Here is a 26,673-nt window from a genome sequence, read left to right on the forward strand (position 1 = left end):
GCCTCACCCTCCGAATTCTTTGAAAACGCGGATGCTTCTTCCGCATTTGCAAAAACCATTTTAATTGTACTCAGCGCTGGATGTAGCTTTTTGGCTACATCCAGCTTCGGCTGAGCCTTGATCAATTTTTCAATCTTCCGATTTTCAAATCTTCCAATCTCTAAGCATTCCTCTTAATTTTAACATTTCCTTTTTAGCCCAATCGCATGACCCACGCTGAAGCCGCCGCCCGAATCACCGAACTTTCCGAGCAAATCAACCACTACAACCAGCTGTACTATCAGGAAAGCAAAAGCGAAATCTCTGATTATGAGTTTGACCAATTGCTGGAGGAACTGATTCGGCTCGAGACGGAATTTCCTGACCTCCTTAATCTCGACAGCCCGAGTCAGCGCATCGGCGGAGCAATTACCAAGGAATTCAAGACCGTAGCTCACGAATCCCGGATGCTGTCTTTGGGTAACACCTACTCCAAGGAGGAGCTGATCGCCTTTGATGAGCGGGTAGCAAAGGGACTAGGTCATACAAACTACGAGTACTTCTGCGAGATGAAGTTCGACGGCGTAGCGATCAGCTTGGTGTATGAAAACGGCCAGTTGGTACGCGCGGTGACCCGCGGCGACGGCACGCGTGGAGACGACGTCACCGCCAACGTACGGACGATCCGCAACATCCCACTTCGGATTGGCGGAACAAACGTCCCCGGCAAGTTTGAAGTCCGTGGAGAGATTTTTCTTCCGCTGAAAGAATTCCTGAAGATCAATGTCGAGCGGGAGGAAAAAGGAGAAGCCCTCCTCGCCAATCCCCGCAATGCAGCTTCGGGCACCCTGAAGATGCAGGACAGCAGAGTAGTAGCGAAGCGTCGCTTAAACTGCTATTTCTACCAACTGCTGGGAGATGAAATCGGCGTTAGCAAACACGAAGAAGCCATTCACCTGCTCGAGAAATGGGGCTTCAACGTCTCACCGACCTACCTGAAAGCAGGCAAACTTGAGGAAGTTTTGAGCTACATCGAGGAATGGCGCGAAAAACGCTTTTCTCTTCCCCTCGACACGGATGGTGTCGTGTTGAAAGTCAACGATTATGATCAGCGGGAAGAACTCGGCTTCACCGCCAAGACTCCGCGGTGGGCGATAGCCTATAAGTACAAGGCCGAAAATGCCGAAACGCAGCTCCTATCCATCACCTATCAGGTCGGCCGAACCGGCGCGATCACACCCGTTGCCAATCTTTCACCCGTCAGCCTCGCCGGGACCACCGTGAAGCGGGCTTCCCTTCACAATGCCAACGAGATCGAACGGCTGGGAATTCATACCGAGGACTTTGTCTTTGTGGAAAAAGGCGGCGAGATTATTCCTAAGATCACCGCCGTCAATCCTGCCCGAAGAGAGTCCGGCTCCTCTCCCATCCAATACATCGATTCCTGTCCGGAATGCGGAACTGAGCTCATCCGAAGAGATGGTGAAGCCAAGCATTACTGCCCAAACACGACAAGCTGTCCGCCGCAGGTGCTCGGAAGGATTGAGCACTTTGTGAGCAAGCGGGCGATGGATATCGACTCACTCGGCACGGAGCGGATTCGGGCTCTGATCGATCAGGGTTTTATCCGAAACTATGCTGACATCTACGAACTCGAAAGCCGTCAAAGCGAGCTTCTGGGCCTGGAGATGAGTCAGGATCAGTACGAGAGAGAGACCTCAGGAACGCTCTACATCACACTGCAGAAAGCGCTTTTTGCGCTGACAGAAGGGATTTCGGCCAAGCAAATTCAGGATTTTCTGGAGGAAAAAACTGAGCTTCCGCTTTTTGAAACCCTTAAAGCTTTCCAGGACCAAATCCGGATCTGGAAAAAGAAAGTCCCGTCAAATGTGGAACTGGTAAATCGCCTGATCTATCAGCTCAAAGACCATCCTGAACTCCCGAAGATGGAAGACTTCGTCCCTGTCGCTTTGGTATTGGAGCTATTTCTGGGACGACGGGTTGAGCTAGCCCAAATCCTGGAGGCAAGCAAAAAGCACGGAGCCGTTCACATGATTTTGCTGGATCTGAACCTGGATTTGCCTGGTGAGCTCAGCGAGCGGATCAAAAAGCTCAAGTCCAATACCTTCCAGGAAGGCGTGATCTCCAACATGATTGCCGGGATCAACGCATCCAAGGCACAACCGTTCGAGAAGGTCCTTTTTGCCATCGGCATCCGCAACATCGGCGAAAATACCGCGCAGCTTCTGGCAAGGCATTTCGGAAGTATCGACAAGCTTCAGGCCGCCACCAGCGAGCAATTGCTAGACGTTAACGGAGTCGGAGAAACGCTCGTTCACAGTATCCGGGAGTTTTTTGCGCAGCAGGAAAATCTCGATCACATCGCCAAGCTTCAAGCCCATGGACTGAACTTCGAAATCGAGCACAAGGAATCTGTTCAGCTCGGCACTGCGCTGGCAGGCAAGCGGGTTCTCGCCTCCGGCAAACTCCAAAACTTCAAGCGGGATGAGATTGTGGACTTTGTGCAGGCGCATGGCGGACAGTACATCTCCTCCGTGTCCAAAAACCTCGACTTCATCATCGAAGGTGAAGAGATGGGTCCCAGCAAGAAGGAAAAGGCAGTGAAGCTTGGCGTGCCGCTGATCTCGGAGGAGGAGTTTTTGAGGATGGTGGGAAATTAGACACAAGATTTTAGATTCAAGAAGCAAGATGCCCCTCGACCTCCAAACTTTCTACCTCTCTCAATCTGAACCCAACAAAAGCTGTCTTTTGGCACTGCGGGATATTATCCTCGCCCAAGACCCAAAAATATCGGAAACACGCAAGTATGGGATGCCCTGCTTTTGCTACGGCAAAAAGGCATTCTGCTATCTCTGGAAGGATAAAAAAACAGGGGAACCTTACCTCCTGTTGGTCGAGGGAAAGCACTTTGACGACCCGGCTCTCGAAGCCGGAGACCGGAGCCGAATGAAGATCTTCCGAGTAAATGCAAACGATGATCTGCCTTTGGGAAAGATCAACGAGCTATTGAACAAAGCGCTGGATCTCTATCGACTGGGTATTGTCAAAGGGTGACTTGACCTGTTGGATTCTTTTCAGCAAGTCTGGGAAACCGCCCATCCTTTTCCCTTTCAATAAAATCCCCGCGTTTTAAGCCAATCGGAGCATTCCTTCTATCTTAGCGGACACATCATTCAGCCAAGGATCAATCTTACCCCGGATTTTAATTTCCCCCCAAATATGAAGGCATTCTTTTCCAACCTCTTAGTCAAAGTATTCATCGCCATCGTACTGGGCATCTTGTTCGGGCTATACCTGCCGGAGTGGTTCAATAGGATCTTTGCGACCTTCAATGCCTTTTTTGGACAGTTTTTGAGCTTTGCCATCCCGCTGATTATCATGGGATTGATCATGCCAGCCATCTCAGACTTGGGTAAGGGAGCCGGCAAGATGCTCTTGCTTACCGCTGCTATCGCGTATGGCTCCACGTTGTTTTCTGGCTTTATGACCTATTTTACGGCCTCCGGCATTTTCCCACAGCTCTTGGAGTCCCATATCCAATCCTCGAGTCAGATCGAGGAGACTACCCGGGAACTCACTCCCTATTTTTCGATTTCCATTCCTCCGATGGTTGATGTCATGTCAGCCTTGGTGTTTGCGTTTGTGATCGGACTTGGGCTAACCTTTTTGGAGGGGACGACGCTCAAATCTGCTGTCAAAGACTTTCAGCTGATCATCATGCAAGTCATCGAAAACGTAATCGTTCCGCTTCTGCCGCTGTTTATCTTGGGAATTTTTGCCAGCATGTCCTACAGCGGACAGGTTTTCAACATCCTCTCTGTGTTTTTGAATATCATCGGGGTAATCTTCGTGATGCATATCGTATTGCTTCTGTTGCAGTATGGGATCGCAGGAGCGATTGTCAAAAGGAATCCTTTGCGTCTCCTGGCCACGATGATGCCTGCTTATTTTACAGCGTTGGGCACGCAATCTTCCGCTGCCACCATTCCTGTCACGTTGGTTCAGGCAGAGAAAAATGGAGTTCCTGAGAAAGTGGCCGGCTTTGTCATCCCGCTCTGTGCCACGATTCACTTGGCCGGAAGTATCATGAAGATCACCGCCTGCGCCATGGCGTTGATGATCTTGGAGGGGCAGCCGATCGATTTCACCATGTTTGCGGGCTTCATCTTCATGCTGGGAATCGCGATGGTAGCCGCACCGGGCGTGCCCGGCGGAGCGATCATGGCGGCGGTCGGTATCCTGCAAGCCATGCTGGGATTTGATGAGGAGATGATCGGCCTGATGATCGCGCTATACATCGCGATGGACAGCTTTGGCACCGCTTGCAACGTGACCGGAGACGGCGCGATTGCCTTGGTGGTCAATAAGATCTCCGGCGAAAAGTTAGCCAGCGCTTCATAAGGAAGATCTTCGAAAGGCTCTCAAACTCAGACGGGAAACTTTTGTAATCCTACCCCTCGCGCTCTTCTGCCAGATCCGTATTGAAAGCCGCCGATAGGATTGCGTATAATTCCGGATGCTTTTCCTTGAAGAGCTTAGGTCTTTCGAAAAAATACTCCCCCGTCACCGCCAAAAACTCCTGCGGATTGGTGGCACCATATACATTGATATCGCTGTTTCCCTCCAGCATTTTCGCCGTGTTTTTCTTGATCAGATCGATCCAAGGCAACACAAACTGATGCTTCATGAAGATCGCAGGAACTCCGTCGACCACTCCATCTTGCTTGTCAAAAAGGTGGATAAACTCGTGAATGCCCACATTTTGTTTGTCACTCTGATTGTCAAATCCCTGCCAAAGCGCCGGTTTCGAAAAGATCACCAGATTGCTCATCATCCCGCCGCTTCCCGCCATTCCGGCGATGTTCCGATCCCCTTCTGAGAAGTTGAACTCCTCTGTAAAATGGTCCGGATAAAGCAACACCTCCACGAGCGTGTTGTATTCCCACTCGGGAAATCTAAAGATCGGAATGACGGCACTGCTCGCCACCAAAAGCCGATCCTCCTCGCTCACGTCCGTCTTGATTCCAGTGATCCGAATCCGGTTTAGAAATCCCTGAATCCGGGCTTCAAACTCCCGCTTTTCTGCCTCCTCAAGCTCTTGATAAAAGCGAACCTTGTCGAGGAGAAACGCGCTCCATTTCTTCGGAAAAGCATCGGGTACTTCAAGACCACTTTTTCTTGGTTTGAAGAAAGCCCAAATCAAAAGGACGGCAAGAACTACCGCAAACAAGATGGTAAAAGTGCTCATGCGTGTGCTGGAAAGGTGTTTTTACGTAAAGGAAAGTCCTAAATTTTCCGCTAAATTAACCCAAATTCTCACCGGTAAACTGGAAGCAATCCTCTAAATCAACGCGCTTTTTTACCCGGTCTGCCCGGGAGAAACCAAAAGACAGTCCATCTCTATGAAAAAAATCGAAACCGAAATCCTCATCAACGCCACTCCAGAGCAGGTTTGGGCCGTTTTGACAGACTTCGAAAGCTTTCCGGACTGGAATCCGTTTATCCGCTCCATCAAAGGCAAAAATAAGGTCGGTGAAACGCTGGAAGTGGATATCCAGCCTCCCGGCGGAAAAGGAATGACCTTTCGCCCGGAAGTTTTAAAGTTTGACGCCGGGAGGGAATTTCGTTGGAAAGGCAAGCTGCTTTTCAAGGGCTTATTCGATGGAGAGCATTATTTTATATTGAAGAAAGCCGGGGAAAGCGAAACGCTTCTGACACACGGAGAACTTTTTTCCGGCTTCTTGGTCGGCATGCTCGGCGGTTTGCTGTCCAAAACGGCAGACGGTTTTCGATCGATGAATGAAGCTATCAAAACCAGGTGCGAACAACTCGTTTAACTCCATGAAGACAAATCCCGAAACCACCCGCTTTCTCGATTCCTCGCCCCATCCGCTGCGGGCGGAAATCGAGCTGCTTAGGTCAATTATCTTGGAGACCAACGAGGGCGTGGACGAAAACATCAAGTGGAACGGCCCCAATTACACGTTTGCCGGAGAGGATCGGATCACGATGAAGATCCACCCACCCAAACAGATTCAGCTGATCTTTCATCGCGGAGCCAAGAAGCAAGAGCAGCCCAAAGACCGCCTCATCCCCGATCCGTTTGGGCTACTGGACTGGAGGGAAAATGACCGGGCGATCGTCGGCTTTCGCAACGCGGAAGAGATTTCCGCAAATCAGGAAAAGCTTACATTCCTGGTTGATTCTTGGCTGAAAACCAGGTAAGCACGGGACTTTCGGCCAAAAGCATTTTGAATACAAATTGGCATAACTTGCCGTCAGCATTCACTACTTTGATTTTTCTATAAATGATGAAAGCTTCCGCATTCGCTTTGCTTTTGATCCTCGCGGTTGGATTTCAAAAGAAACCTGACCAGCCCATTCAGATCTTTGACGTCCATATCCATGGCGAGGCTGATCCAGAATCCCAGCTCGCTGCGCTTGGGGATGCTGGGGTTTACAAGGCCGCCATCAGCACTTCTTGGGATTTGCAGGAAACGTATCGGGATCAAGAATCACCGGAATTGCTTTTTGGCCTGATGTTTCCCTGCCCAGTCGGCAACGTCCCGTACAGTTCCCAGCCGTGTTTTGAAGGTGGAAAAGAGTGGCCGGAGATTGCTTGGGTCGAGGAGCAGATCAAGGCTGGAAAGATCGATTTCTTCGGCGAACTGCTTAACCAATACTACGGCGTCACTCCCTCCGATTCCATGATGCTTCCCTACTACGAGCTCGCTCAGAAGTACAATCTGCCGATTGGCATCCACACCGGCGGAGCGGGACCGAATCACGGCAGCCCCAATTTCCAGTGGGAACTGGGAGATCCGATTCTCCTGAAGCCAGTACTCGAGGCATACCCATCGATGCGGCTCTGGATCATGCACAGCGGGGATCAATATTACGAGCAGACGGTCAAGATCATGCAGGAGTTTCCCCACGTCTACGCGGATATCTCCGTGATCGCCAACCCGGACATCGTGGACAAAGAGGGATTTCACACCACTATGAAGGCCTTCTATGACGCCGGGCTGGAGGATCGTCTGATGTTTGCCACGGACAACGGAGATATTCAGAAGATGATTGCCGCCGTGGAGGAATTGGATTTTCTAAGTGCTGCGCAAAAGGAAAAGCTCTATTACCAAAATGCCGAGCGGTTTTTTGGTCAGAAAATTGACCGGTAAAGGCATCTGAGTCACCGGTTTCAAAACAAAATAGGCTGCGTCATGAAAACAAACCTTATTCAAAACATCCTTCGGATTACACTGGGTGTATTTATGGTGGTAGCCGGAGTCGGACACCTCACATTCCAGCGGGACGAATTCCAGGCGCAGGTTCCGCGCTGGCTGCCCAGCGATCCCAGATTTATGGATTTTGTCGTGCTTTCGTCCGGAGTGGTAGAGATCGGTCTGGGTTTGGCGATGATTTTTTGGACAAAGCAAAAAGTCAAAACGGGAATCGCCTTGGCCATCTTCTACGTGCTTGTTTTCCCCGGAAACATCTCTCAATACACCAGTGGAATTGATGCTTTCGGTTTGGACACTGACCAAAAGCGGCTGATCCGACTGTTTTTTCAGCCCGTCTTGATCCTGTGGGCACTTTGGTCAACTGGCGCCATTCCATTTCGAAAGAAAAGACTCGGCAACTAAACAACCGGAATCCGTTTAGCCGCCCAGTCGTTTTCTTCTCAGAGATTGATGCTTTTTTCTATCCCAATCTGATTTAGAAAGTAGGCGTCATGCGACACCACCAGCAGCGTACCTTTGTATTCATTGGCAGCGGCCGTCAGGATCTCTACATTTTGAATGTCCAGATTATTGGTTGGTTCGTCGAGGATGATTACATCCGGAGCGGTTTGACCCAGCGTCAGGCAGCACAACAAAAGCCGCATTCTTTCGCCACCACTCAGGGCCGCGCAGGGCTTATCCCAGCTTTCCTTCGGAAAAAGAAACCGATTCAGCCGAATATTCACCTCGTGTTCCGGAAGTGAATCCGTATTAAATCGCTGAGCCTGCTCGATCACTTTCAGCGAAGGATCGATCAACGAATAGTCCTGATCAATCACGACGACCTTTGTATCTGCGCGAAAAAGCGTCCCGCTGGCAGGTGTAATTTCACCCAACAGTAGACGGATCAGCGTTGATTTCCCAGACCCGTTGGTGCCGTAGATAGCGACCCGCTCGCCACTCCGAATCTGGATATTCAGCGGCTTCTCCCAAAGCTTTTCATGGTTGTAACCAAAATTCAGATTGACCGCTTCAAAGATGATCTTGCCCTGATGCAGCGTAGAATCTCTCAATCCAAACTTCATCTTATCCCGATCCGGAACAACCGATCGAAGCTCCTGAAGTTCGCTTGAAATGCCCCCAATCTTCTCCGAATGAATGTTTTTCAGTTTGGAAGTACTCTTCTCCGCCTGATTTCTCAGGGTATTCATCATGATGCGGGACACACCTGCTTTCTCCTGTTTGCCTTTGCCTCGGGCATCCAGCTTTTGCTGTCGCTCCGCAGATTCACGTTCCTTTTCCCTGGCTTTTCTGAGTGCTTTTTCCTTGCTCTGAATATCCTGAGCGAGTGCTTCTTTTTCGATCTGCTTTTGAGTGAGGTAGAAATCATAGTTTCCGCCGTAAGCGGTGATCCCTTTTCTGCTCAGCTCCTGCACGGAGTCAATCTTTTGAAGCAAAGTCCGATCGTGACTCACGACAATCATCGAGCAATCTGCCTTTTCGATCAATCGATACAACAATGCCCGACCATCCGAGTCCAGATGATTGCTGGGTTCGTCGAGCAAGACCAGCTTGGGCTGGTGAATGCTGATTCCTGCCAGAAAAACCTTGGTCTTTTGGCCTCCACTGAGGTTTTCGAGTCTGGTCTCAAAGCCAAATTCACTCAATCCCCACTGGTCAAGCGCGTCACTGACGCGATCCTCGATCAGCCAATCGTCATTGAGCATGGATAGCGTTTCGTCGGTCACATTGCCGGCGAGGATCTCATAGAAAGCCGAAAGCTTTTGATCTATTCCGAGCGCTTCAGCGACGGTGAGGTGATTGTATTGCCCAAAGATCTGCGGGACATAGTAGGCTTTTTCATCCAACACGACCTGACCGAAAGCAGGCTTCAGTTCGCCTGCGATCAGCTTCAAGAGTGTGGATTTGCCTGCGCCGTTGTTGCCGATCAGCGCGGTTTTTTCATGGGAACTCACTGTGAGAGACAGATTCTCAAACAGGATGTCTTTGTTGGGAAGTAGGTAGGTAATATTCTGAATGACAAGCATCATTTCTTTCTTTAGAGGGTGAAACAACCAATTGTCCTGCGTTGGCAGGATGGATTTTTCGGCTAGAAAGAAATTGATTTCACATACAGATGAATGTCAAAAGGGATTTTGCAAAGTTAGAAAATATCCTTCGCGATTTAAAAGGAATTCCGCCGGCAGACCAATTCGCCTCGGGAATTGGGCTGGACGAGCGACCAAAGTCGCCTCCTTTTCACAGTTTAACTCAGCCGACAGCGATTTCACCGATTGCCTCAGCTGCCAGCTCAAACGAGCGCAACCTGGCAGCGTGGTCGTACAGATTGGAGGTGATCATCACCTCGTTGATCCCAGTGTGGCGGATCAAACCAGCCAACCCGTCGCGGACGGTGTCTTTTGTCCCGACAAAGGTCACGGCCATCATATTTTGGATCGCCGCAGCTTCTCCTTCACTCCAGATGTCGCTCATCTCCTTCACCGGCGGCCGTAGCGGATAGGACTTTTGACGGATGATTCCCAAAGCCATCTGGTAAAAAGACGTGGCCAAGAAATTCGCTTCTTCATCCGTATCCGCAGCAATCACGTTCACACAAGCCATCACAAACGGCTCCCGCAGGTATTCCGACGGCTTGAAATGATCCTGATAGTATTTCACCGCCTGCATAAAATACGCCGGCGCAAAGTGACTAGCGAAAACGTACGGCAGACCCCGCTCTGCAGCCAAGATTGCGCTGCTCATGCTTGAGCCCAGGATGTAAATTGGCACCTCGTGCCCTTCGGCTGGAAATGCGCGAACGTCCGAACGGGAATTGTCAGGAGAAAAGTACCGCTGCAGGTCTTCCAAGTCCTGTGGAAAGTCATTCACCGTTTCGATTCTCCCTCTCCGAAGTGCCGAGGCAGTCCGCTGATCTGTACCCGGAGCACGGCCCAACCCAAGATCGATCCTGCCGGGATAGAGCGTTTCCAGTGTGCCGATCTCCTCCGCCACCATCAGCGCGCTGTGGTTGGGCATCATGATTCCTCCCGATCCCACGCGGATAGACTTCGTCCCACCGGCGATGTAGCCCATCAACACAGTTGGAGCCGAACTCCCCACATAAGGCATGTTGTGATGCTCAGCGAGCCAAAGCCGCTTGTATCCCCAAGCCTCCGCATGGCGGGCCAGATCCAAACTTCTGACATAGGCATCTTGAGCATCAGATCCTTCGCGGATCAGGGCGAGATCCAGGATAGAGTAAGGGAAGGCGTTTTTCATCGGGTTGGTTTAGTCAGACAAAGTAGAAAACTCCCGCTTTTGCCAAATCGTTCGAATCGCAGGATTAACGCTTGGTTTTTTTGCGAAAAGTCTCAATGCCAGCGTTCAAAAAAATTAGTCAAACCCGCCAAAACTCGGGGAAGACTTTATCTTTGCACCCTCAAACAAAATAACCATGAACGCATTCAAAGGCACAGGAGTGGCGCTTGTTACTCCATTTCATGACGATCAATCGATAGACTTCGAGGGGCTAAAGCGCCTGATCGATCATGTTGTTTCCGGAGGAGTGGATTATCTGGTGGTATTGGGTACTACCGGAGAATCTTCCACTTTGACCTCTTCCGAAAAGAAACAAGTGCTGAAAACGGTCCTAGAGCATAACGCGGGACGCGTTCCCATCATGCTCGGCATTGGCGGCAACAACACCCACGCGGTGGTGAATGAGATCAAAAACACCGATTTCTATGGAGTGGCAGCAATCCTCTCGGTGAGTCCATACTACAACAAACCGAGCCAGGAGGGAATCATCGCCCACTACACGGCGATTGCCGACGCTTCACCTGCCCCGGTTGTCTTATATAATATACCCGGCCGCACCATGTCCAATATGACGGCGGCGACCACACTCACGCTTTCGCACCATCCCAATATTGTCGGGATGAAAGAGGCGAGCGGCAACCTGGAGCAATGCATGCAGATTGCCGCTGCGATGCCAAAGGACTTTCTATTGCTTTCAGGAGATGACCTCATGACAAAGGCACTGATGGCTGTCGGTGGCAGCGGTGTCATTTCAGTGATGGCGAATGCTTTCCCCGGGATCTTCAAAATACTCACTCACGGTAACCACGAAGAGTCGCTGTTTGCTACTTTTTCGCTACTCAAAATGAACAGTTTGATGTATTTGGAAGGAAATCCAGTAGGGATCAAAAACTTACTGCTTCACCAGGGGATCATTGAAAGTGATCAGGTGAGGCTTCCAATGCTGAAAGCAAGCACCGAGCTGAGCAACCAAATCAAGGCGGCGTACCAGTAAATCCCATGTCTCCCCTATCCATCTCCCAACTGACCGAACAGATCCGGATCACTCTGGAAAACGAACTGGAGCCGGTCTATTGGGTGGTGGGTGAGCTCGCTGACTTTCGTCAGGCGCCGCAGGGACATGTCTATTTTGAGCTGGTAGAAAAGCAGGGAAATCAAGTGTTGGCTAAGATTAGATCCAATCTCTGGCAGTTCACCTACCGGTCCGTCGCCGCAAAGTTTGAAGCCGTGACAGGTACCAGCCTGAAAAACGGGATGAAAGTGCTCGCCCAAGTGCAAGTCAGCTATCACCCCGTGTATGGCCTGAGCGTGAATGTAAAGGACATCGATCCTTCTTTTTCACTCGGAGAAAGGGCCAGAGTACGACAGGAGACGATTGATCGACTGACTCGGGAAGGCTTGCTTCGACTCAACGGCCGATTTGAACTTCCTGCAGTCGTCCAGCGGATCGCCGTTATTTCCAGCGCGACAGCTGCCGGCTACGGCGATTTTGTCAATCAGATCGACCAACATCGATCTGGGTACAAGGTTTACCATAAGCTTTTCAACTCGCTGATGCAGGGAAATGATGCTGTGGAGAGTTTGCTTTCGGCACTGGGGAAGGTGAAGATGGAAAGCGAAAGACTTGCCCTCGATGCCGTCATCATCATCCGCGGCGGCGGGGCTCAACTCGACTTGGATTGCTTTGACGACTACCGACTGGGGGCTGCGATCGCCAATTTCCCCATACCGGTATTCACTGGAATCGGTCACGAACGAGATGAGACAGTCGCCGACCTAGTTGCCCACACCCGTCTGAAAACGCCCACGGCCGTGGCGGAATTTCTCCTGTCAGGCTTTCGGGAATTTGAGGAAAATCTGGACATGATGTTGCAGAGACTGGACAGGTCGACTCGTCAGCAGCTGCGGGAGGAAGAAACCAAGATCCACCAACTGGAACTTCGCGCCAGAGCCTTGGCAAACAACCGGATTGGAATTGAGAGTGAAAAAATCACCAACCGCTTCAACCGGATCGCCCTTGCTTCCAAAAACCAGCTAAAAATCCAAGGCTATAACTTGGAAAATCTGGAAAGAAGTCTGAAGAAAAGCTTGGGAACCTTTCTCCAAAAGCAAAACGAAAAGCTCGAAAATAGAGAATCCCTTTTGCGTCAGCTAGACCCGCAGGCAATCCTGAAACGCGGCTATACCCGTACCGAACTGGCCGGAAAGCCGATTCACCTGGCAAATCCTCAACCCGGGGACCAGCTGGAGACGTTCACTCAGGATCACAAAATAAGCAGTACCATTACCCAAATCGATCAAAAATGAAAGACCTAAGCTATACCGAAGCAATGACCCGGCTCGAGACCATTCTCAACCAACTCGAAGAGGGTAACAAGTCCGTGGATGAACTTTCCTCCTTGGTCAAAGAAGCCGCCGAATTGGTCAAGAATTGCCGTTCAAAACTAAAAACAACCGAATCTGATATCCAGGAGGCCTTTCAAAACGCCTGAACTGCTCCCTTAACGATAGACCGGCAACTTGGGCTTTGACCGGATCACATCTGCTGCTTGGCATGTTTGTTGCGAAAGCGACTCTGAGAGACTCATCTCCATTAGCAGTACCTTTTCAAATGAAGCCCCTAGTAAAACATCTTTCAGTCCTATTTTTGACGCTGTGTGCGGGAAATCTCGCCGGGCAAAACTTCTACAAAGAGAAGGTCTCAAGGGACAACATACTGACTATTGGTGTCGGCCCGTCGTTTGCCTATCTTGACAATGGTGGCCAGTACCGTGAGCTTAGTTTTGAAATCAAACCATCAATATCAGTTGCGCTGACCAAAAAGCTCACCCCGACCTTCGATCTCAGAACGACCGTGGGATACCAATACATCAGCAGTGGCGGAAATCCGTCCTATACCGTCAGAGACGCCTGGTATGAAGACTTTGCTTCCTTCACTGCAAAGGGTCCAGTTTATTACTTCGATTTGATTCCAAGCGTGAATCTGATCAGATTCAATAATCACATGCACCGCAGCCTTGTTAACCTTTATGGAGGTCTCGGCTTAGGTGTTTTGCATTCCAAGACTGAGCAGACCAAGTCGTTTGAGAGTGAGGAAGTGCCCACAGAACATAAGATAACGACGGGATACGTGCCGGTGCGGGCGGGGCTAAGTTTCAAGATTGGCCCTTATTCGGACATCGCTGGGGAAGGCACGATGATGTGGACTTTTACCGACAATCTGGATGGAAACGTCGGATTCAACAAGTACGGAGATCACCTTTTCCAAGCTCAGATCGTCTACAGACGCTATTTTGTCCCCAAGGAAAAGGACTAACCCCAAACCAAACAAGCATCTTCAAGGCAGCCCCGAGGGGTTGCCTTTTCTTTTGCCTCTTCGCCAAAAGAAGCTTACTTTTAGTAAGAAAGACTTTTCAGACAAGATGGGGCAACAGCAAGTTTTTATTTCCTATGCGTGGGGTGGAGAAAGTGAGCTCGTCGCCAATGAACTGGAGGCGGCACTCTCCTCTGCATCTATCCTATTGGTTCGCGACAAGACTGACTTGGGATTTAAGGGCCTCATCCGGGAGTTTATGCAGCGGATCGGTGAGGGCAACTTGGTGATTCTGATCATCAGTGACAAGTATCTAAAGTCCAAAAACTGCATGTTCGAACTGCTGGAGGTGGCAAAAAACGGCAAATTCCACGACAGGATTTTCCCGATCGTGCTGGGAGACGCAGACATTTATGATTCGTTGGCGCTTGTTCGATACCTCAAATATTGGGATGAAAAAATCAAAGCGCTCAACGCGAGCGTCAAAGAACTCGACAACCTGGCCGACACCCGCAAAGTACAGGAAGACATCAATCTGTACACCGACATCCGGGGAGCAATCGACGATCTGGCAGGGAAGATCGGCAACATGAATACCCTCACGCTCGAGATCATGCGGGCAAAAAAATACCAGCCGCTTTTGCAAGCACTCGGCGAAAAGCTAAGCCCATCAACTCCGGCGACTCCTTCCCGAAAAGAAGGAAAAGTGCTGTACCACATCCCAGCTATGATGCGGGTCAGTGCTTGGACGAGATGCATTGTCAGGCTGGCTTGGGAAGAAATCCTGCTCGTCGAAGGGCTAAAAATACCAAAGGACCAACAGGTCATCGAGTCCATCCGGCTGGCCAATGTGATGCAAGTTTCCCTTGGAGAAGGAAGAGACGGGGACAATTTTGAGATCAAAGCCCTAAACAATGAGGAGCAGTTCATCTTCGAAGATGACTTTACCGAATGGCTTTTTGATGTCAAGCCGCTCAGCCAAGGGAATTTCACACTGATACTGAGAGTCACCCTGATTCAACTCGTCGAAGGCAGGGAGAAGAAAAAAGACATCGTACTGGAGCGCGAGGTGACTACGGAAACTCTCGCACCAAAGGCCTTGCCCAAGTTTGAAACAGCAGAATCCGGCTTACCAACTCCTGAAACACCTTTAGAAGACAGCGTCTACCCGGAAATGGCCGGTGAACTGGACTGCGATGAAGTCGACGACAAGATTACATCTCCTCCATCTGCCCCGCAAGCTGTCCCTCGACCCGCTGTCAATCCCGCTTCGCCGAAGTCTTTTGAGAAAGCAGCTCCGATGTCCGCGCCTCCAAGTCCGAGTCCGACCCTTCGGAGAATACCGGTTTTCAAAAGACTGATGCCGTACGCAGCATCACTGATTGGGATACTTTTCGTGGGTTATGTAGGCTATTTAGCCCTCGTCCCCGAGAATGGGGCAGAACGTAAATACACCAGTGCGGCTCCTGATAGTGCTACGGACGAATCTGGCTCAACGGCTTTGCCATTCGAAGAGGAGAAAATGATGGTCTCCTTCAGCCTGAATGCCACAGATCCAACGGGGGCCAATGTCAGCGAAGTGTATATCTTTCCCGTAGAAGCGATCAGCATGGACTCACTGAGTCAGATGGATATCGAGGGATTTGGGATAAAGCTCATTCCAGCATCCGATACCCTGAGACTGGAAGCGACGGTGATCCGGGATCTTTCTTTTCAGCAGATCAATGACACGATGAAAGCGATCACGAAGAAACCTGTCAGAGTAGGCAATCGGATGATCGAGCGCAAAAATTTAAAAGTCAATCCGGACAACTAGTCCGGGACGCAACCTACCGGCAATGGATCAACTGGAGGCAGATCCTTCGAGGACTTGGAGATACTTTCGGGGGATATTCACCAGCATATTTTGGTAAATCCCCGGAATACGGATCAGGAAGTAATCTTTGTTTCCTTTTTCGATGACTTCTCCGGTCATGTCCTGGAGCGGACCTCCCATGACCTTCACTTTTTCTCCTGGCTCGATCACACTGCCGTCCGTTTCGACTGCGACCCCGGTAGTGAGGATACGCTGGATGATGGCTATCTCTTCCTCTCTGACCGTGGCATGCTGCCCGGAGAAGTGGACAAACTTAACTGCACCCGGCACTTGCAGGCATTCCCACAGCTGATTTCTGTTGGTCTTCACGAAGACATATCCGTTGAACAGCGCCCTTTGCACTTTCTTCTTGCGATCTGACCATTGCCTGAGCTCCTCGATCATCGGCAAATACACTTCCCAGCCTCTTTCGCGTAGTCTATCAGCCACTTTCTTTTCAGATCGTGATGTGGTGTACATGACAAACCATTTCAATTCCTCCATCTCTGCATGTTTTTGGGAGGGCAAAAATACAAAATCCATGCTGCAAAGTCAGCCGAAATCAATAAAAAACCCCCGGAACAATGTCCCGGGGGTTTTGTCAAAAAAAACCACCAACCTTAAATCAATCATGCTTTGATCTTGCGAAGTCTCATGACGAGTCTATCTGACAAGTAGTACATGACTGGTACGATCAGTAACGTAATGACTGTGGCAAAGGTTAGCCCAAATATTACTGTCCAGGCCATCGGACCCCAAAATGCTGCGTTGTCTCCTCCCACATAAAACTGCGGATCAAAGTCGCTCAGCAAGGTGGCAAAATTGATATTCATCCCGATCGCCAGCGGGATCAGTCCCAGTACGGTCGTGATCGCCGTCAGCAACACCGGACGGAGACGGGTCTTCCCTGCTTCCACGATACTGCCAAGCAAATCCTCCAAGCTGAGATACTCGCCTTTCTTGATTCCTTTTTCTTCTCTCTTTCGGGCCCGGACCAGATCGGTATAATCGATCAATACGATGGCATTGTTCACGACGACCCCGGCCAGGGAAATAATCCCGATACCGGTCATGATGACCACAAAATCCATATTAAAAATCACCAACCCGAGAAACACGCCAATAGTACTCAGCAACACAGAAGTCATGATGATGAATGGACTGATGACGGAATTGAACTGAGCGACGATGATCAGGAAGATCAGGGACACCGCAATCATCAGCGCATTGACCAGGAAAGCCATGGACTTGGCCTGCTCTTCCTGTGCTCCGGTATACTTGACCGTAATGCCATCTGGAATCGCATAGTTATCCATCAAGGAATGGATTTGTGCATTAATCTCTGTAGCGTTATATCCGGCCAAGACATTGGAAAACATGGTAATCGCCTTCTCGAGATCCTTTCTCTTCACCGAACCGTAGGTCGATCCATACTCAATATCGGCTACGGCAGATATCGGCACCTCGCGCTTGTCGCCAAACTTATCCCGGAAGCCGATCTTCTTATTCACCAAAGTGCTGATGTCGTAGCGGTAGTCCTCTGATAGCCGCAGCTGGATCGGATAATCATCCTCGCCCTCTTTGTATTTGGAAACTTCCAAGCCAAAGAGCGATGTCCGCAACTCCGTCGCTATGCTTGAGGTCGAAAGCCCAAACCTTCTGGCCTTCTCCCGGTCAATATCCACCACTACCTCGGGACTGCCCAAAGAAAGGTCGGTCTTGAGTTCCTCCACACCCGGGATATTATGGGATTCCAGGTATTCCTTGGTTTCGTTGACAAAAGCGATCAATTGCTCATAGTCCTCTCCTACAAACTCGATGTTGACTTCCTTACCGACCGGAGGCCCGTTGCGCTGCTTGTCCACGGTGACCAAGACACCAGGATACGTGCCTGCCAGTTCGCGGATCACTTCCATCGCCTCGTTGGTATCAATACCTTGTCGCTCAATGTAGTCCACAAAGCCGATGGTGATCTTGGCTTTGTTTGGAGTGGCCTGGTTGCTCGGACCTTCCATCGGGTCGCCGGTTCCTTCGCCGACTTGGGTAATCACCGATTCCAGAATCCCTTCGTATGGCTTCAGTGCTTCCATCATTTCGTCTTCCATCTTGTCCACGAATTCGTTGGTGGCGTTGATGTCAGTGCCGATGGGAAACTCGACAAACACGTTGACCAACTGCGGCTGATTGTCTGGAAAAAAGAGGACTTTCGGTGCACTGATACCCAGCAACACCAACGAGAAGATCAACAGTCCAAACATTCCCCCAAAGAAGAAATAAGGCCTCTTGCCATGCAAAGCGTATTGCAGCGAGGATTCGTACCAATTTTCCAACTTCACCAAAAAGACCTCCTGAAACCAATGGATAGCATTTCTCAGGAAGAAAACATTGAATAGGGTAAGAACAGAGGCAACCAAAGAAAGTGTCCCCATAGACGTCCAACCGATCAGGTAGAAGATTGTCGCCAAGACCAAGAAAACCCCAGCTGTGATGATAGACTTTTGCTTGGGCCTGTTTTTTCCTCCCGAATCCAGCTTCATAAACATGGCCGTCATCACCGGATTGATCACCAAAGCAACCAACAGGGAAGAAGAAAGAACAATGATCAATGTGATGGGAAGGTATTTCATAAACTCACCAACCAGATCGTCCCAGAATGCCAGAGGCAGAAATGCCGCTAGGGTGGTGAGTGTAGAAGTAATAATCGGCCAAGCCACCTCTCCCACTCCCTCTTTCGCTGCCTGAATGCTGGATTTTCCTTCCTGCATCATTCGATAGATATTCTCCACGACCACAATCCCATTGTCCACCAGCATCCCCAATGCCAGGATCAGGGAAAAAAGCACCATCAGGTTGAGCGTGATTCCGAACGCATTCAGGATGAGGAAGGAAATAAACATGGAAAGCGGGATCGCCGATCCCACAAAGAGCGCATTGCGGAAACCCATAAAGAACATCAATACCAAGACCACCAGGATAATTCCGAAGATGATGGAGTTTTCCAAGTCACTGACCTGAATCCTGGTCTGCTTGCTTTGATCGTTGGTAATGGTGATCTCAAGATCTTGCGGAAAGCGGTTCGCCTTGGTGGTCTCGATGATCACTTTGATCTTGTCGGCTGCGTCCAGCAGGTTTTCCCCGCTCCGCTTGGTCACGTTGATGGTGACTACAGGCAGGTTTTTGCTTCGGGCATAAGAGGTCCGATCCTTGAAGGTATCCTTCACCTCAGCGACATCTTTGAGGTAGACAATCTTTTGCTGGTCGGTTTTCACGATGATATCCAGCAGCTCCTGCGGGTTGGTGAATTCACCGTCTACGCGAAGGGTTCGCTCGAAGTCCCCACTTTTGATGTTACCACCGGACATCGTCAGGTTTTCCGCCATGATCGCCTCGGAGATATCACCAAAGCTCACCCCCACTGCCTCCATCTGATATGGGTCTGCGTTGATCTGAATCTCACGCTCCACGGTGCCAGCCAGGTCTGCCTTGGAGATCTCGGGCAGCTTCTCGATCGCGTCTTCCAGGTGTTCGCCAAACTTCTTCAGCTCCTGCTCCGAGTACGGCCCGGAGATGTTCACGTTCATGATCGGGAAATCGGAGGTGTTCACCTCCAAGACATTTGGCTCCTGGTCAAGATCGGTGGGAAGCTCGCTCTTGGACTTGTCCACGGCATCTTTCACGTCTTGAATCGCCTTGGAAAGCTCCACTCCCGGAGTAAATTCAATCACGATCGACGAAAAATCCTGCACCGAAGTAGATCTGATGTCCTTGATATTGCTGATCGACTTCAGTTCCTTTTCGATCGGACGGGTGATCAGGTTTTCCATATCCACGGGCGAGTTGCCCGGGTAGGCTGTACCGACATAGACGGTCGGGATTACGATCTCGGGAAAGCTCTCCTTGGGCATCGTCCGGTAGGCACTCAGTCCCAGCACGGTGATGATCAGGGTCAATATCACGATCGAGGTCGAATTGTCCACGCTAAAGCTGGACATTCCAAACTCCCGGATTAATGAAGATTTAGAAGTATCACTCATAATTAAAGTTGCGCAACAGTTACACTGAAATTGTCCCCTACTTCACGGAAGCCCTTGTCGATGATTGTTTCGGTGCCCGTCAGGCCTTCCTTGATCTCGGTCTCATTCTCGTAAGTCAAGCCCCGCGTCACGTATTTCTTCTTCGCAGTGCCATTTTCCACGGTGAACACATAGTCGCCTTTGGAGTCCGCCAAGATCAAATGCGCGGGCACCATCACACTTTCCTTGTTTTGATAGTCATTGATCTTAAGGATCGAAATCATGTTGGGCTTCAATTCCGAATTGTTGGGTACGAAGACTTCCACTTTGAAAGTTCTGTTGTTGGGATTGATGATGCCGCCGACAGAACTAACTCTGGTTTTAATAGACTTACCGATGGACGGAAACTCCACCTCTACCGAATCGCCCTTGCTCAACACACCCAAAAAGCTTTCAGACACGTCTGCCTGGATGTACAGATCACTGCCTCCGACAAACTGAAACATCGGCACCCCTGGCTGGACCAGTTCGCCGATCCGGATGTCGACTGTCTCGACCGTGCCGCTAAACGGCGCCTTTACCAGCGCTTTGTCGAGCTGAGTTTTCATGGAAGCCAGATTTTTTTCAAGGCCTTCCATCCGGTTCTTCGCTTCCAGGTACTGTATTTCAGTTCCTATTTTCTGATTCCAGAGTCTTTCTTGCTTTTCAAAAATGGTGGTGGCAAGCGCAAGGTTGCTCTCCATCTCTTCGATGTTTCGCTCAATCGACTCTGCGTCAATCCGCGCCAGCAGACCGCCTTTCTCCACGCGCATTCCCTCGATCACCGGCACTTCCAGTACCCGACCGGCCGTCTCAGAGCTGATGCTGACATTCTTCTTGGAAAGTACCGAGCCGGTCAGTTCCACAAAGTGCGTAAACTCTCCTTTCTTGGCGGCAACGGTGGTAATCAGGATGGACTTTTTGGTAGACTTGGCAAACTCCGGGTCCAAAGCCGCAATCTCCGTTTCAAGCGTTTTGATTTCAGTATTCAGCGTGCTTGCCTCATTTTTCAATTCGGTCAGCCTTGTTTTCATGGCGTCAACGCCCTCTTCCTTTGCACAGGAAATCACCAGTGTGGCCAGGAATACAAGTGGTAAAAGTTTAAGTATAGGTTTCATATGGAGAACGTATTTATTGAATAAGGGAAAAGAGTCGGATTAGTCGTTCAAATCAGCCTTCAGCAGGCCAAGGGCTTTTTCGAGATTTACTTTGGATATCAGTCCGTCGTAGAGCGCCGCGAGATAGTTGATCTCAGCTTCAGTCAGTGCTCCGTCTGCATCGATTACCTCTAGGTTAGAGCCGATGCCTTCCTGATACTTGATCTTTGCGATATCAAAAACTTCCTGGGCGAGTTCCAGATTTTCCCGCTGCACATCCAGGATATTCAGATCATTTTTCAGCGAAGCTTTGGCTGAGAAAATCTCGTTTTTGAAGCTGTCATTCAGATAAAACCGCTGGTTTTCCAATTGACTGATCGTGTATCGGTTCTTCTGGATTCTGGCGCTTTTGGCGAGTCCATCAAAGATCGGAATCTGCATACTCACGCCCAGCAGGGAGCTCGAAAACCAGTTCACCTTGTCAAAAACGGTGTTCAGTTCATTGCCCGCGCCGCTTCTTCGGATGTTACCGTTGAAGTCGATCGTCGGCATGTACTGCGAGGTGTTGTATTTGAGGTCGTAATGCTCCAGTTCGATCTGAGTGTTCAATTGATCGAGTTCGATCCTGTTTTCGCCTTCTTCCGCCAGTAGCTGAATCAGAGACTCACGAGGATTGAGATCTTGCAGGGTTTCGGTGATTACAATGTCTATCGTCAGCGGCATGCCCATCTGGATCTTGAGCAGTTCCTTGCTGATTTCCCAAGCGGTACGGCTGCGCTCTACCTGGGAGTAAGTGTTGTTTCGCTGCACCTGGATTCTGGAAACTTCGATTTTCTCAGCAAATCCGGCCTCGTTCAGCGCTTTGGTTTCCTTCAATAGCGAATCGATTCTGGACAAATTGGATTCCGCCAGGCGAATTCGCTCCTGATTGACCAAGACTCCGAAATAGGCTTTTTTGACGTTTTCGACGACATCGTTTTCAGCTTTGACCAAGTCAAAATCCGTCAGTTGGGTTAGCGTCTTAGCGGCACGCAGTCCGATAAAAAACGATCCGTCAAAGATCATCTGAGATACCGTCACTCCCAAGCCAGAAGAATAACTCACTCCAAATCTCGCAGGAATCACATCACCTGGAACTGAAGGATCACCAAACGGTGGTTCGTTGGGAAGGAACACCACCGGGATTTTGGGATTGTAATCGAGGTTGAACGATCCGTCGATCTGCGGCAGGCCCAGTGCGGTAGTTTCCTTGACGGTCGCCTTGGAAATCAGCGTTTCCAATCTGGCGTTTTTGGTGACGTAGTTATTCTCAATCGCATACAGGATGGACTCATTCAGCGTCAGCTGTGCGACCTCCTGAGCCTGCATCGCCGAACACGCGACGAAAAGTATCAAAAGGGTAAAAAAGCTCTTTTTCATGTGTTGATAGGTTTTTAATAGTCAAAATAGCCTGCCCCGATTTTTCTTCGGGAGAATCTCGCATTAGTCACAGTCATCCGCCGTGTGATGTTGTCATCCTGCTCGATTTCATAATTGGATTAGTTTTCATTCTAGTAGTGCCTGCTGCGTCGTGTAGGCGATTCGTCCTTTCTCGGTAAAAATCCCGTGTAGAAAGTGATCCAGCATCACCGTTTGTTCCTCGGCCAGATTAACGTCCGACCTGGAGAAATTCTCCGCGTCAAAAGCTGAGGTTATCTGGTTGATCCGGACCTTGGCCAGGATATGGGAATCGATCTCCGGTCTGAAGTATCCTAATGCTTTACCCTTTTCGAGGACGTTGATAAGATCTTCCATAATCACCTCAATCTTGAAGTGTTCAAACATCTTCCAAGCTTCCGGAAAATACTTCTGCACTTCAAAGACTACCATTGGGTTCATGTTTTGCAACCTCTGCCGAACCGTTTTGGACATCTTTACCAGATGCTCTATCACCCCGTCTTCTGACTCCAGAATCTCGCTTAGCTTTTTCCGATCCTCGTCTAAAAGCACCTCAAAAGCCTCTTTTACCAGGTCCTTTTTGTCTGCGAACTCCTGATAGATGGTTTTCTTGGATATACCTCCCTGCCTGGCAATGTCTTCCATAGTCACTGCCCTCACCCCATATCGGGAAAACTGATCTATTGCGATCTCCAGAATTCTCGTTCTTGTCACCAAATCTATCTTTAAAACCAAGGCCGCAAAACTATGGAAACCCAAGTACTATTCAAAGTTTCCATAGTTTATTATAAAATTATCTTTTTCAAAAAGGAAAATAACCTGTACATAATCGAACAAAACGACGGTTTGACCAGCCTAAACAGAATTAAATTTGAAAATCGCCGTAAAAATTGACTGTTGTTCCAATCAAGATTCTACAAACGACGCATGTCTTGTTAGGTTTTGTGCTTTCACACGGATTCTGCTCGCAAGTCATTCTTTCAAAGAAGAATCCGCGAGAGCCATCGGGTTCCAAAGCTTTCATACTGCCTTTCCTCAAGATTCCGGTTCCCCTTGCGTGGGTATTTCCCTAGGTTATTAAATCGTTAAAAACCCCGAAAACCGGGAAGTTTTACACATTTTTGACCCGCGGATTAGTCCAGACCTACCGCCTTGTCAGTATTATAAATCAAACAAACTTTCTCTCATGAAACTTCGAATTCTTTTTGCCCTCCTACTTTTCTCAAGTCTTGGATCCGTGTACGCACAGAAAAAAGTCAAGCAACCAAAGAACATCATCCTGATGATCGGCGACGGAATGGGGGTAGCCCAGATCTATGCCGGACTGACCGGTAATCACGGCCACCTCAACCTGGAGCAATTTCCCGTAGTGGGATTTCATAAGAACCAGGCAAGCAATGCCTTTGTGACCGATTCGGCAGCCGGAGCTACCGCTTTTTCCTGCGGTGTCAAAACCTACAACGGCGCCATCGGCGTAGGACCAAACGGGGAACCCTTGCCTACCATCCTTGAAATTGCCGAAGACAAGGGACTCGCCACAGGTATGGTCGCTACCTGCTCGATTACACACGCCACTCCGGCCAGCTTCATCGCCCATCAGGCATCACGCTCGCAGGACGAGGACATCGCTATGGATTTCCTCGCCACGGATATCGACGTGTTTATAGGAGGCGGTAGGAAGTTCTTTGCAAACCGGGCAGACAGTGTCAACTTGGTTGATTCTTTGAAACACAGAAGCTACCAGATCGCCAACTCGATCGAGGAAGTCCAGCAGATCAAAAGCGGCAAGTTGGCGGGATTTCTCGCCGATGAACAGCAGTCAAGATTTTCCGCGGGCCGTGGAGACGAGCTCGTCCAGTCCACAGAAGTCGCCTTGAATCTCTTGAAAACCAACAAAAAGGGCATGTTTCTAATGGTGGAAGGTTCACAGATCGACTGGGGCGGACATAGTAATAACACCCAGTATATCGTGGAAGAGATGATTGACTTCGACAATGCGATTGGCAAGGTATTGGAATTTGCGAAGGCTGACGGCAATACGCTGGTCATCATCACGGCAGATCACGAGACTGGTGGATTCACGATCAACAAAGGCAGCACCGAAACCGGAATGGTAGAAGGCAAGTTCACTACCGGAAGCCATACCGGTGTAATGATTCCAGTATTTGCCTACGGGCCGGGTTCAGAGGCTTTTGCCGGGATCTATGAAAACAACGAGATCTTCCACAAGATGCTGAAGGCCTATAACTTCAAGTAAAATTACCTCTGAGCCCATTGGCCTGGACAAAGAAAAAGGGTGAGATCGTCGATTTCACCCTTTTTCTTTGTCTGATGCTCATCGGAGCAAGCCTTCATTCAACACTCTACCGATTCGTAATGGACTCTCGGTTCTGCTTTTTCATTGGGAAAAATACGATCACGCTGACGATGACGTCAAACCTCCAGCTTCCCAACGTCTACTCTCAATCCGCCTTCTCGAAAACCAAAAAGTGTTGAATATTCATAAACTGCCCGTTTTGAACCAGCTTGAATCCATTTGCAGACAATTCTTTTTCAATTTGAACTACGGTCATTTTATGGTGTGGCCGGATTTGTACTTCAGGATCTTCACCTCTATACTCGATTAGCAGCAGTTTGCCATCAGGCTTGAGGGATTTTTTGATCGCTGCGAGCATTTCTACAGGGTATTCCAGCTCGTGGTAAACATCCACCATGAAGGCGAGGTCTATGGAGTTCTCAGGCAGATTAGGCGACTTTTCGCCACCCTTGGTCGGAACCACATAGTCGTAACCGAGCTCTTTGCTTCTTTCCTCCAGAAATAGGATGGCGTCCTCCTGAATCTCTACAGCATAAATTTTTCCGTTCGGAACCTTGGGAGCTACCCTGAACGTGTAAAAGCCCGAACCCGCACCGATATCCGCCACTACACTGCTCGGGGTGACGGGGAAGTTTTCGATGGCTAAATCGGTGTTTTCCTCCTGGGAACGGCTTTGACGCTCGAGCCAGTCTTTGCCGCGAAAGTCCATAATCCCCGCAATCTCCCGACCCATGTACACCTTTCCAATTCCGCCAGAACTCGGCGACTGATAAGAATAGTCGGTGTCTTGCTTCTCGACGGAGGATTGGCCTTGGCAGCTGAAATTCAGGCCCAAACTGAAGACTATTGCCAGAACAAGTGTCAGATTTCTCATAGGTAAGATGAAGACAACAAATTAATTTATAATGAATTAGCTAAATTCTGCCGGGATTTCCTTGCGGAAAAGTACAAGAAGATTCTTTTTGAACTCAATTCAAATCATTCAGGCCCGCTGGTCTCTACTTTTCAGGAGTTTCAGAGGAACCGGAAGTTCCCCCGCGAAAGGTATTAACGTCGATAAACGCCCTCTCAGGCCATTTGTCAGTCTTCTGATCTAAACTCCAGCAAATCCCCGGGCTGACAGTCCAAAGCCCTGCAAATCGACTCCAAGGTGCTAAAACGGACCGCTTTCGCCTTCCCTGTCTTGAGGATCGACAGGTTTGCAAGGGTAATGTCGACTTTCTCCGAAAGCTCATTCAGTGACATCTTGCGCTTGGCCATCATCAACGCAAGGTTTACAATGATCGCCATGGCTTATACGGTCAGGTCGTTTTCGGCTTGGATTTCGATGCCGCGCTTGAAGACTTGCGCGATGATAAAGATGATCGCAGCGAGCAGCAAAAACTCGTCACCTCCACCCAAATAATCACCCAAATCGGGAATCTCGACCCCCCGTTTTGTCAACCATTCGGCATAGCCTTCGCCAGTCCAAGTCAATAATACCACCGCGAAAGCGACATAACTGATCCTGAAAATCAAGTTGGCAACGGTCTCGCTAAAGGGATTGACGAAGTTGATTTTGCCAAAAATCTGAATAGCCAGGTGAAAGATATAGGCCTTCAGACCGGTGAGCGCAACCAGTAAAAACGACAAAGTCACGTAATCGGGCCGACTAAATTCGAGCAGTTTGGATAGGGTCAATCCCAAATATAGATTGTGGGAAGCCATCGATTCCGGGAATAAACTAACAACACTTGAGTAGGCTAAGGTGCCTGTTTTGATAAGCAGTCCGATGTAGATACACCAGGCTAATACATGCAAAACCTTAAGGACAGTTTGAGTTTGGGGCTTCATTTTTCTGAAATTTATTGATCTACGCAATTTTCAATAATTATTTATTGATAAACAATAATTATAAAATGTTTTTCAATATTTATTTATTGAAGTGCGAGTAAACAGTCGACCAGACGCGTAAAACCGGTTTTCTGCCCGGAAAAACAGGAGCTATTTCCCTCCAAAAAGGCTGCTTTTGGAAGTGGCTTTTTAGGAAATTAATATGGGACGGGTTGGCAAAAACGAGTCGAA

At 49.4% G+C, this 26,673-nt stretch carries 24 protein-coding genes; 13 read left to right on the plus strand and 11 right to left on the minus strand.

The genetic code is table 11. From position 1 onward, the window contains the following. Window positions 1-206 precede the first annotated feature (206 nt). The 3 genes from ligA (at window position 207) to G459_RS0106155 (ending at window position 4,401) form a co-directional block, all read left to right on the plus strand. Window positions 207-2,660 carry an NAD-dependent DNA ligase LigA gene (gene ligA / locus G459_RS0106145; RefSeq protein WP_026966853.1) on the plus strand — a complete coding sequence of 818 codons (2,454 nt, stop codon included), beginning with the start codon at window positions 207-209 and terminating at the stop codon, window positions 2,658-2,660. Between the two features lie 28 nt (window positions 2,661-2,688). After that, window positions 2,689-3,054, plus strand: a complete 366-nt coding sequence (locus G459_RS0106150; protein ID WP_026966854.1) for a DUF1801 domain-containing protein — start codon at window positions 2,689-2,691, stop codon at window positions 3,052-3,054. Window positions 3,055-3,219: 165 nt separating this feature from the next. After that, on the plus strand, window positions 3,220-4,401 hold the full coding sequence (locus tag G459_RS0106155; protein WP_026966855.1) for a dicarboxylate/amino acid:cation symporter: 1,182 nt from the start codon (window positions 3,220-3,222) through the stop codon (window positions 4,399-4,401). 49 nt (window positions 4,402-4,450) lie between these two features. Here G459_RS0106155 and G459_RS0106160 read toward each other — a convergent pair whose 3' ends face one another. Then, window positions 4,451-5,248: a M90 family metallopeptidase gene (locus G459_RS0106160; RefSeq protein ID WP_026966856.1), complete on the minus strand. Its 798-nt coding sequence runs from the start codon at window positions 5,246-5,248 to the stop codon at window positions 4,451-4,453. Between the two features lie 154 nt (window positions 5,249-5,402). On the opposite strand from G459_RS0106160, the gene G459_RS0106165 reads away from it, so the two are divergent. From G459_RS0106165 to G459_RS0106180, 4 genes are all read left to right on the plus strand, one after another. Further along, complete coding sequence (locus G459_RS0106165) at window positions 5,403-5,837, plus strand: SRPBCC domain-containing protein (RefSeq protein ID WP_026966857.1); 435 nt, start codon at window positions 5,403-5,405, stop codon at window positions 5,835-5,837. A gap of 4 nt (window positions 5,838-5,841) precedes the next feature. Beyond that, the gene (locus tag G459_RS0106170) at window positions 5,842-6,225 is read left to right on the plus strand and encodes a DUF1801 domain-containing protein (RefSeq protein WP_026966858.1); all 384 of its coding nucleotides are present in this window, start codon (window positions 5,842-5,844) and stop codon (window positions 6,223-6,225) included. An 83-nt stretch (window positions 6,226-6,308) separates the two neighbouring features. Further along, entirely contained in the window at window positions 6,309-7,178 is an 870-nt protein-coding gene (locus G459_RS0106175) for an amidohydrolase family protein (RefSeq protein WP_026966859.1), read from the plus strand. 42 nt (window positions 7,179-7,220) lie between these two features. After that, window positions 7,221-7,643, plus strand: a complete 423-nt coding sequence (locus G459_RS0106180; RefSeq protein ID WP_026966860.1) for a DoxX family protein — start codon at window positions 7,221-7,223, stop codon at window positions 7,641-7,643. A gap of 38 nt (window positions 7,644-7,681) precedes the next feature. Here G459_RS0106180 and G459_RS0106185 read toward each other — a convergent pair whose 3' ends face one another. After that, window positions 7,682-9,271, minus strand: coding sequence for an ABC-F family ATP-binding cassette domain-containing protein (locus G459_RS0106185; RefSeq protein WP_342664317.1), 1,590 nt, complete (start codon window positions 9,269-9,271; stop codon window positions 7,682-7,684). Between the two features lie 220 nt (window positions 9,272-9,491). Further along, on the minus strand, window positions 9,492-10,499 hold the full coding sequence (locus G459_RS0106190; protein ID WP_026966862.1) for an LLM class flavin-dependent oxidoreductase: 1,008 nt from the start codon (window positions 10,497-10,499) through the stop codon (window positions 9,492-9,494). 175 nt (window positions 10,500-10,674) lie between these two features. Between G459_RS0106190 and dapA the strand changes: the two genes are divergently transcribed. From dapA to G459_RS28875, 5 genes are all read left to right on the plus strand, one after another. Continuing rightward, complete coding sequence (gene dapA, locus G459_RS0106195) at window positions 10,675-11,532, plus strand: 4-hydroxy-tetrahydrodipicolinate synthase (protein ID WP_026966863.1); 858 nt, start codon at window positions 10,675-10,677, stop codon at window positions 11,530-11,532. Between the two features lie 5 nt (window positions 11,533-11,537). Next, a complete protein-coding gene (gene xseA, locus G459_RS0106200) occupies window positions 11,538-12,845 on the plus strand; it encodes an exodeoxyribonuclease VII large subunit (RefSeq protein ID WP_026966864.1) in 1,308 nt (435 codons plus the stop codon). Continuing rightward, entirely contained in the window at window positions 12,842-13,030 is a 189-nt protein-coding gene (xseB, locus tag G459_RS0106205) for an exodeoxyribonuclease VII small subunit (protein ID WP_026966865.1), read from the plus strand. The genes xseA and xseB overlap by 4 nt, the downstream gene beginning before the upstream one ends. Before the next feature lie 119 nt (window positions 13,031-13,149). Beyond that, entirely contained in the window at window positions 13,150-13,854 is a 705-nt protein-coding gene (locus G459_RS0106210; protein WP_026966866.1) for a hypothetical protein, read from the plus strand. A gap of 106 nt (window positions 13,855-13,960) precedes the next feature. Next, window positions 13,961-15,667 carry a toll/interleukin-1 receptor domain-containing protein gene (locus G459_RS28875; protein WP_051315098.1) on the plus strand — a complete coding sequence of 569 codons (1,707 nt, stop codon included), beginning with the start codon at window positions 13,961-13,963 and terminating at the stop codon, window positions 15,665-15,667. Window positions 15,668-15,694: 27 nt separating this feature from the next. Here G459_RS28875 and G459_RS0106220 read toward each other — a convergent pair whose 3' ends face one another. The 5 genes from G459_RS0106220 to G459_RS0106245 form a co-directional block, all read right to left on the minus strand. Beyond that, window positions 15,695-16,210 (minus strand): UpxY family transcription antiterminator, encoded by a 516-nt coding sequence (locus tag G459_RS0106220; protein WP_026966867.1) that lies wholly within the window; start codon window positions 16,208-16,210, stop codon window positions 15,695-15,697. A gap of 125 nt (window positions 16,211-16,335) precedes the next feature. Next, entirely contained in the window at window positions 16,336-19,740 is a 3,405-nt protein-coding gene (locus G459_RS0106230; protein ID WP_026966868.1) for an efflux RND transporter permease subunit, read from the minus strand. 2 nt (window positions 19,741-19,742) lie between these two features. Beyond that, window positions 19,743-20,876 (minus strand): efflux RND transporter periplasmic adaptor subunit, encoded by a 1,134-nt coding sequence (locus G459_RS0106235; RefSeq protein ID WP_026966869.1) that lies wholly within the window; start codon window positions 20,874-20,876, stop codon window positions 19,743-19,745. Window positions 20,877-20,915: 39 nt separating this feature from the next. Further along, on the minus strand, window positions 20,916-22,274 hold the full coding sequence (locus tag G459_RS0106240) for a TolC family protein (protein WP_026966870.1): 1,359 nt from the start codon (window positions 22,272-22,274) through the stop codon (window positions 20,916-20,918). A gap of 126 nt (window positions 22,275-22,400) precedes the next feature. Then, a complete protein-coding gene (locus tag G459_RS0106245) occupies window positions 22,401-23,006 on the minus strand; it encodes a TetR/AcrR family transcriptional regulator (protein ID WP_245588135.1) in 606 nt (201 codons plus the stop codon). Window positions 23,007-23,478: 472 nt separating this feature from the next. On the opposite strand from G459_RS0106245, the gene G459_RS0106255 reads away from it, so the two are divergent. After that, the gene (locus G459_RS0106255; RefSeq protein ID WP_026966872.1) at window positions 23,479-24,549 is read left to right on the plus strand and encodes an alkaline phosphatase; all 1,071 of its coding nucleotides are present in this window, start codon (window positions 23,479-23,481) and stop codon (window positions 24,547-24,549) included. Window positions 24,550-24,754: 205 nt separating this feature from the next. Here the strand turns inward: G459_RS0106255 and G459_RS0106260 are convergent, their stop codons facing one another. From G459_RS0106260 to G459_RS0106270, 3 genes are all read right to left on the minus strand, one after another. Further along, window positions 24,755-25,483 carry a class I SAM-dependent methyltransferase gene (locus G459_RS0106260; RefSeq protein ID WP_026966873.1) on the minus strand — a complete coding sequence of 243 codons (729 nt, stop codon included), beginning with the start codon at window positions 25,481-25,483 and terminating at the stop codon, window positions 24,755-24,757. Between the two features lie 206 nt (window positions 25,484-25,689). After that, the gene (locus G459_RS0106265) at window positions 25,690-25,899 is read right to left on the minus strand and encodes a helix-turn-helix domain-containing protein (protein ID WP_026966874.1); all 210 of its coding nucleotides are present in this window, start codon (window positions 25,897-25,899) and stop codon (window positions 25,690-25,692) included. A gap of 3 nt (window positions 25,900-25,902) precedes the next feature. Beyond that, window positions 25,903-26,442 carry a DUF2975 domain-containing protein gene (locus G459_RS0106270; RefSeq protein WP_035455312.1) on the minus strand — a complete coding sequence of 180 codons (540 nt, stop codon included), beginning with the start codon at window positions 26,440-26,442 and terminating at the stop codon, window positions 25,903-25,905. Window positions 26,443-26,673 lie beyond the last annotated feature (231 nt).

Source organism: Algoriphagus terrigena DSM 22685 (genome assembly GCF_000429445.1).
Classification (GTDB): domain Bacteria; phylum Bacteroidota; class Bacteroidia; order Cytophagales; family Cyclobacteriaceae; genus Algoriphagus; species Algoriphagus terrigena.

What these genes read in the sequence shown, in the direction of transcription:
- G459_RS0106190 (WP_026966862.1), bottom strand. Translation starts at nt 10,499, where the DNA reads ATGAAAAACGCCTTCCCTTACTCTATCCTGGATCTCGCCCTGATCCGC.
- G459_RS0106170 (WP_026966858.1), top strand. Translation starts at nt 5,842, where the DNA reads ATGAAGACAAATCCCGAAACCACCCGCTTTCTCGATTCCTCGCCCCAT.
- G459_RS0106180 (WP_026966860.1), top strand. Translation starts at nt 7,221, where the DNA reads ATGAAAACAAACCTTATTCAAAACATCCTTCGGATTACACTGGGTGTA.
- G459_RS0106265 (WP_026966874.1), bottom strand. Translation starts at nt 25,899, where the DNA reads ATGGCGATCATTGTAAACCTTGCGTTGATGATGGCCAAGCGCAAGATG.
- G459_RS0106235 (WP_026966869.1), bottom strand. Translation starts at nt 20,876, where the DNA reads ATGAAACCTATACTTAAACTTTTACCACTTGTATTCCTGGCCACACTG.
- G459_RS0106240 (WP_026966870.1), bottom strand. Translation starts at nt 22,274, where the DNA reads ATGAAAAAGAGCTTTTTTACCCTTTTGATACTTTTCGTCGCGTGTTCG.
- G459_RS0106155 (WP_026966855.1), top strand. Translation starts at nt 3,220, where the DNA reads ATGAAGGCATTCTTTTCCAACCTCTTAGTCAAAGTATTCATCGCCATC.
- G459_RS0106150 (WP_026966854.1), top strand. Translation starts at nt 2,689, where the DNA reads ATGCCCCTCGACCTCCAAACTTTCTACCTCTCTCAATCTGAACCCAAC.
- G459_RS0106255 (WP_026966872.1), top strand. Translation starts at nt 23,479, where the DNA reads ATGAAACTTCGAATTCTTTTTGCCCTCCTACTTTTCTCAAGTCTTGGA.
- G459_RS0106260 (WP_026966873.1), bottom strand. Translation starts at nt 25,483, where the DNA reads ATGAGAAATCTGACACTTGTTCTGGCAATAGTCTTCAGTTTGGGCCTG.
- G459_RS0106165 (WP_026966857.1), top strand. Translation starts at nt 5,403, where the DNA reads ATGAAAAAAATCGAAACCGAAATCCTCATCAACGCCACTCCAGAGCAG.
- G459_RS0106160 (WP_026966856.1), bottom strand. Translation starts at nt 5,248, where the DNA reads ATGAGCACTTTTACCATCTTGTTTGCGGTAGTTCTTGCCGTCCTTTTG.
- G459_RS0106220 (WP_026966867.1), bottom strand. Translation starts at nt 16,210, where the DNA reads ATGGAGGAATTGAAATGGTTTGTCATGTACACCACATCACGATCTGAA.
- dapA (WP_026966863.1), top strand. Translation starts at nt 10,675, where the DNA reads ATGAACGCATTCAAAGGCACAGGAGTGGCGCTTGTTACTCCATTTCAT.
- ligA (WP_026966853.1), top strand. Translation starts at nt 207, where the DNA reads ATGACCCACGCTGAAGCCGCCGCCCGAATCACCGAACTTTCCGAGCAA.
- G459_RS0106230 (WP_026966868.1), bottom strand. Translation starts at nt 19,740, where the DNA reads ATGAGTGATACTTCTAAATCTTCATTAATCCGGGAGTTTGGAATGTCC.
- G459_RS28875 (WP_051315098.1), top strand. Translation starts at nt 13,961, where the DNA reads ATGGGGCAACAGCAAGTTTTTATTTCCTATGCGTGGGGTGGAGAAAGT.
- G459_RS0106185 (WP_342664317.1), bottom strand. Translation starts at nt 9,271, where the DNA reads ATGATGCTTGTCATTCAGAATATTACCTACCTACTTCCCAACAAAGAC.
- xseB (WP_026966865.1), top strand. Translation starts at nt 12,842, where the DNA reads ATGAAAGACCTAAGCTATACCGAAGCAATGACCCGGCTCGAGACCATT.
- G459_RS0106210 (WP_026966866.1), top strand. Translation starts at nt 13,150, where the DNA reads ATGAAGCCCCTAGTAAAACATCTTTCAGTCCTATTTTTGACGCTGTGT.
- G459_RS0106175 (WP_026966859.1), top strand. Translation starts at nt 6,309, where the DNA reads ATGATGAAAGCTTCCGCATTCGCTTTGCTTTTGATCCTCGCGGTTGGA.
- G459_RS0106270 (WP_035455312.1), bottom strand. Translation starts at nt 26,442, where the DNA reads ATGAAGCCCCAAACTCAAACTGTCCTTAAGGTTTTGCATGTATTAGCC.
- xseA (WP_026966864.1), top strand. Translation starts at nt 11,538, where the DNA reads ATGTCTCCCCTATCCATCTCCCAACTGACCGAACAGATCCGGATCACT.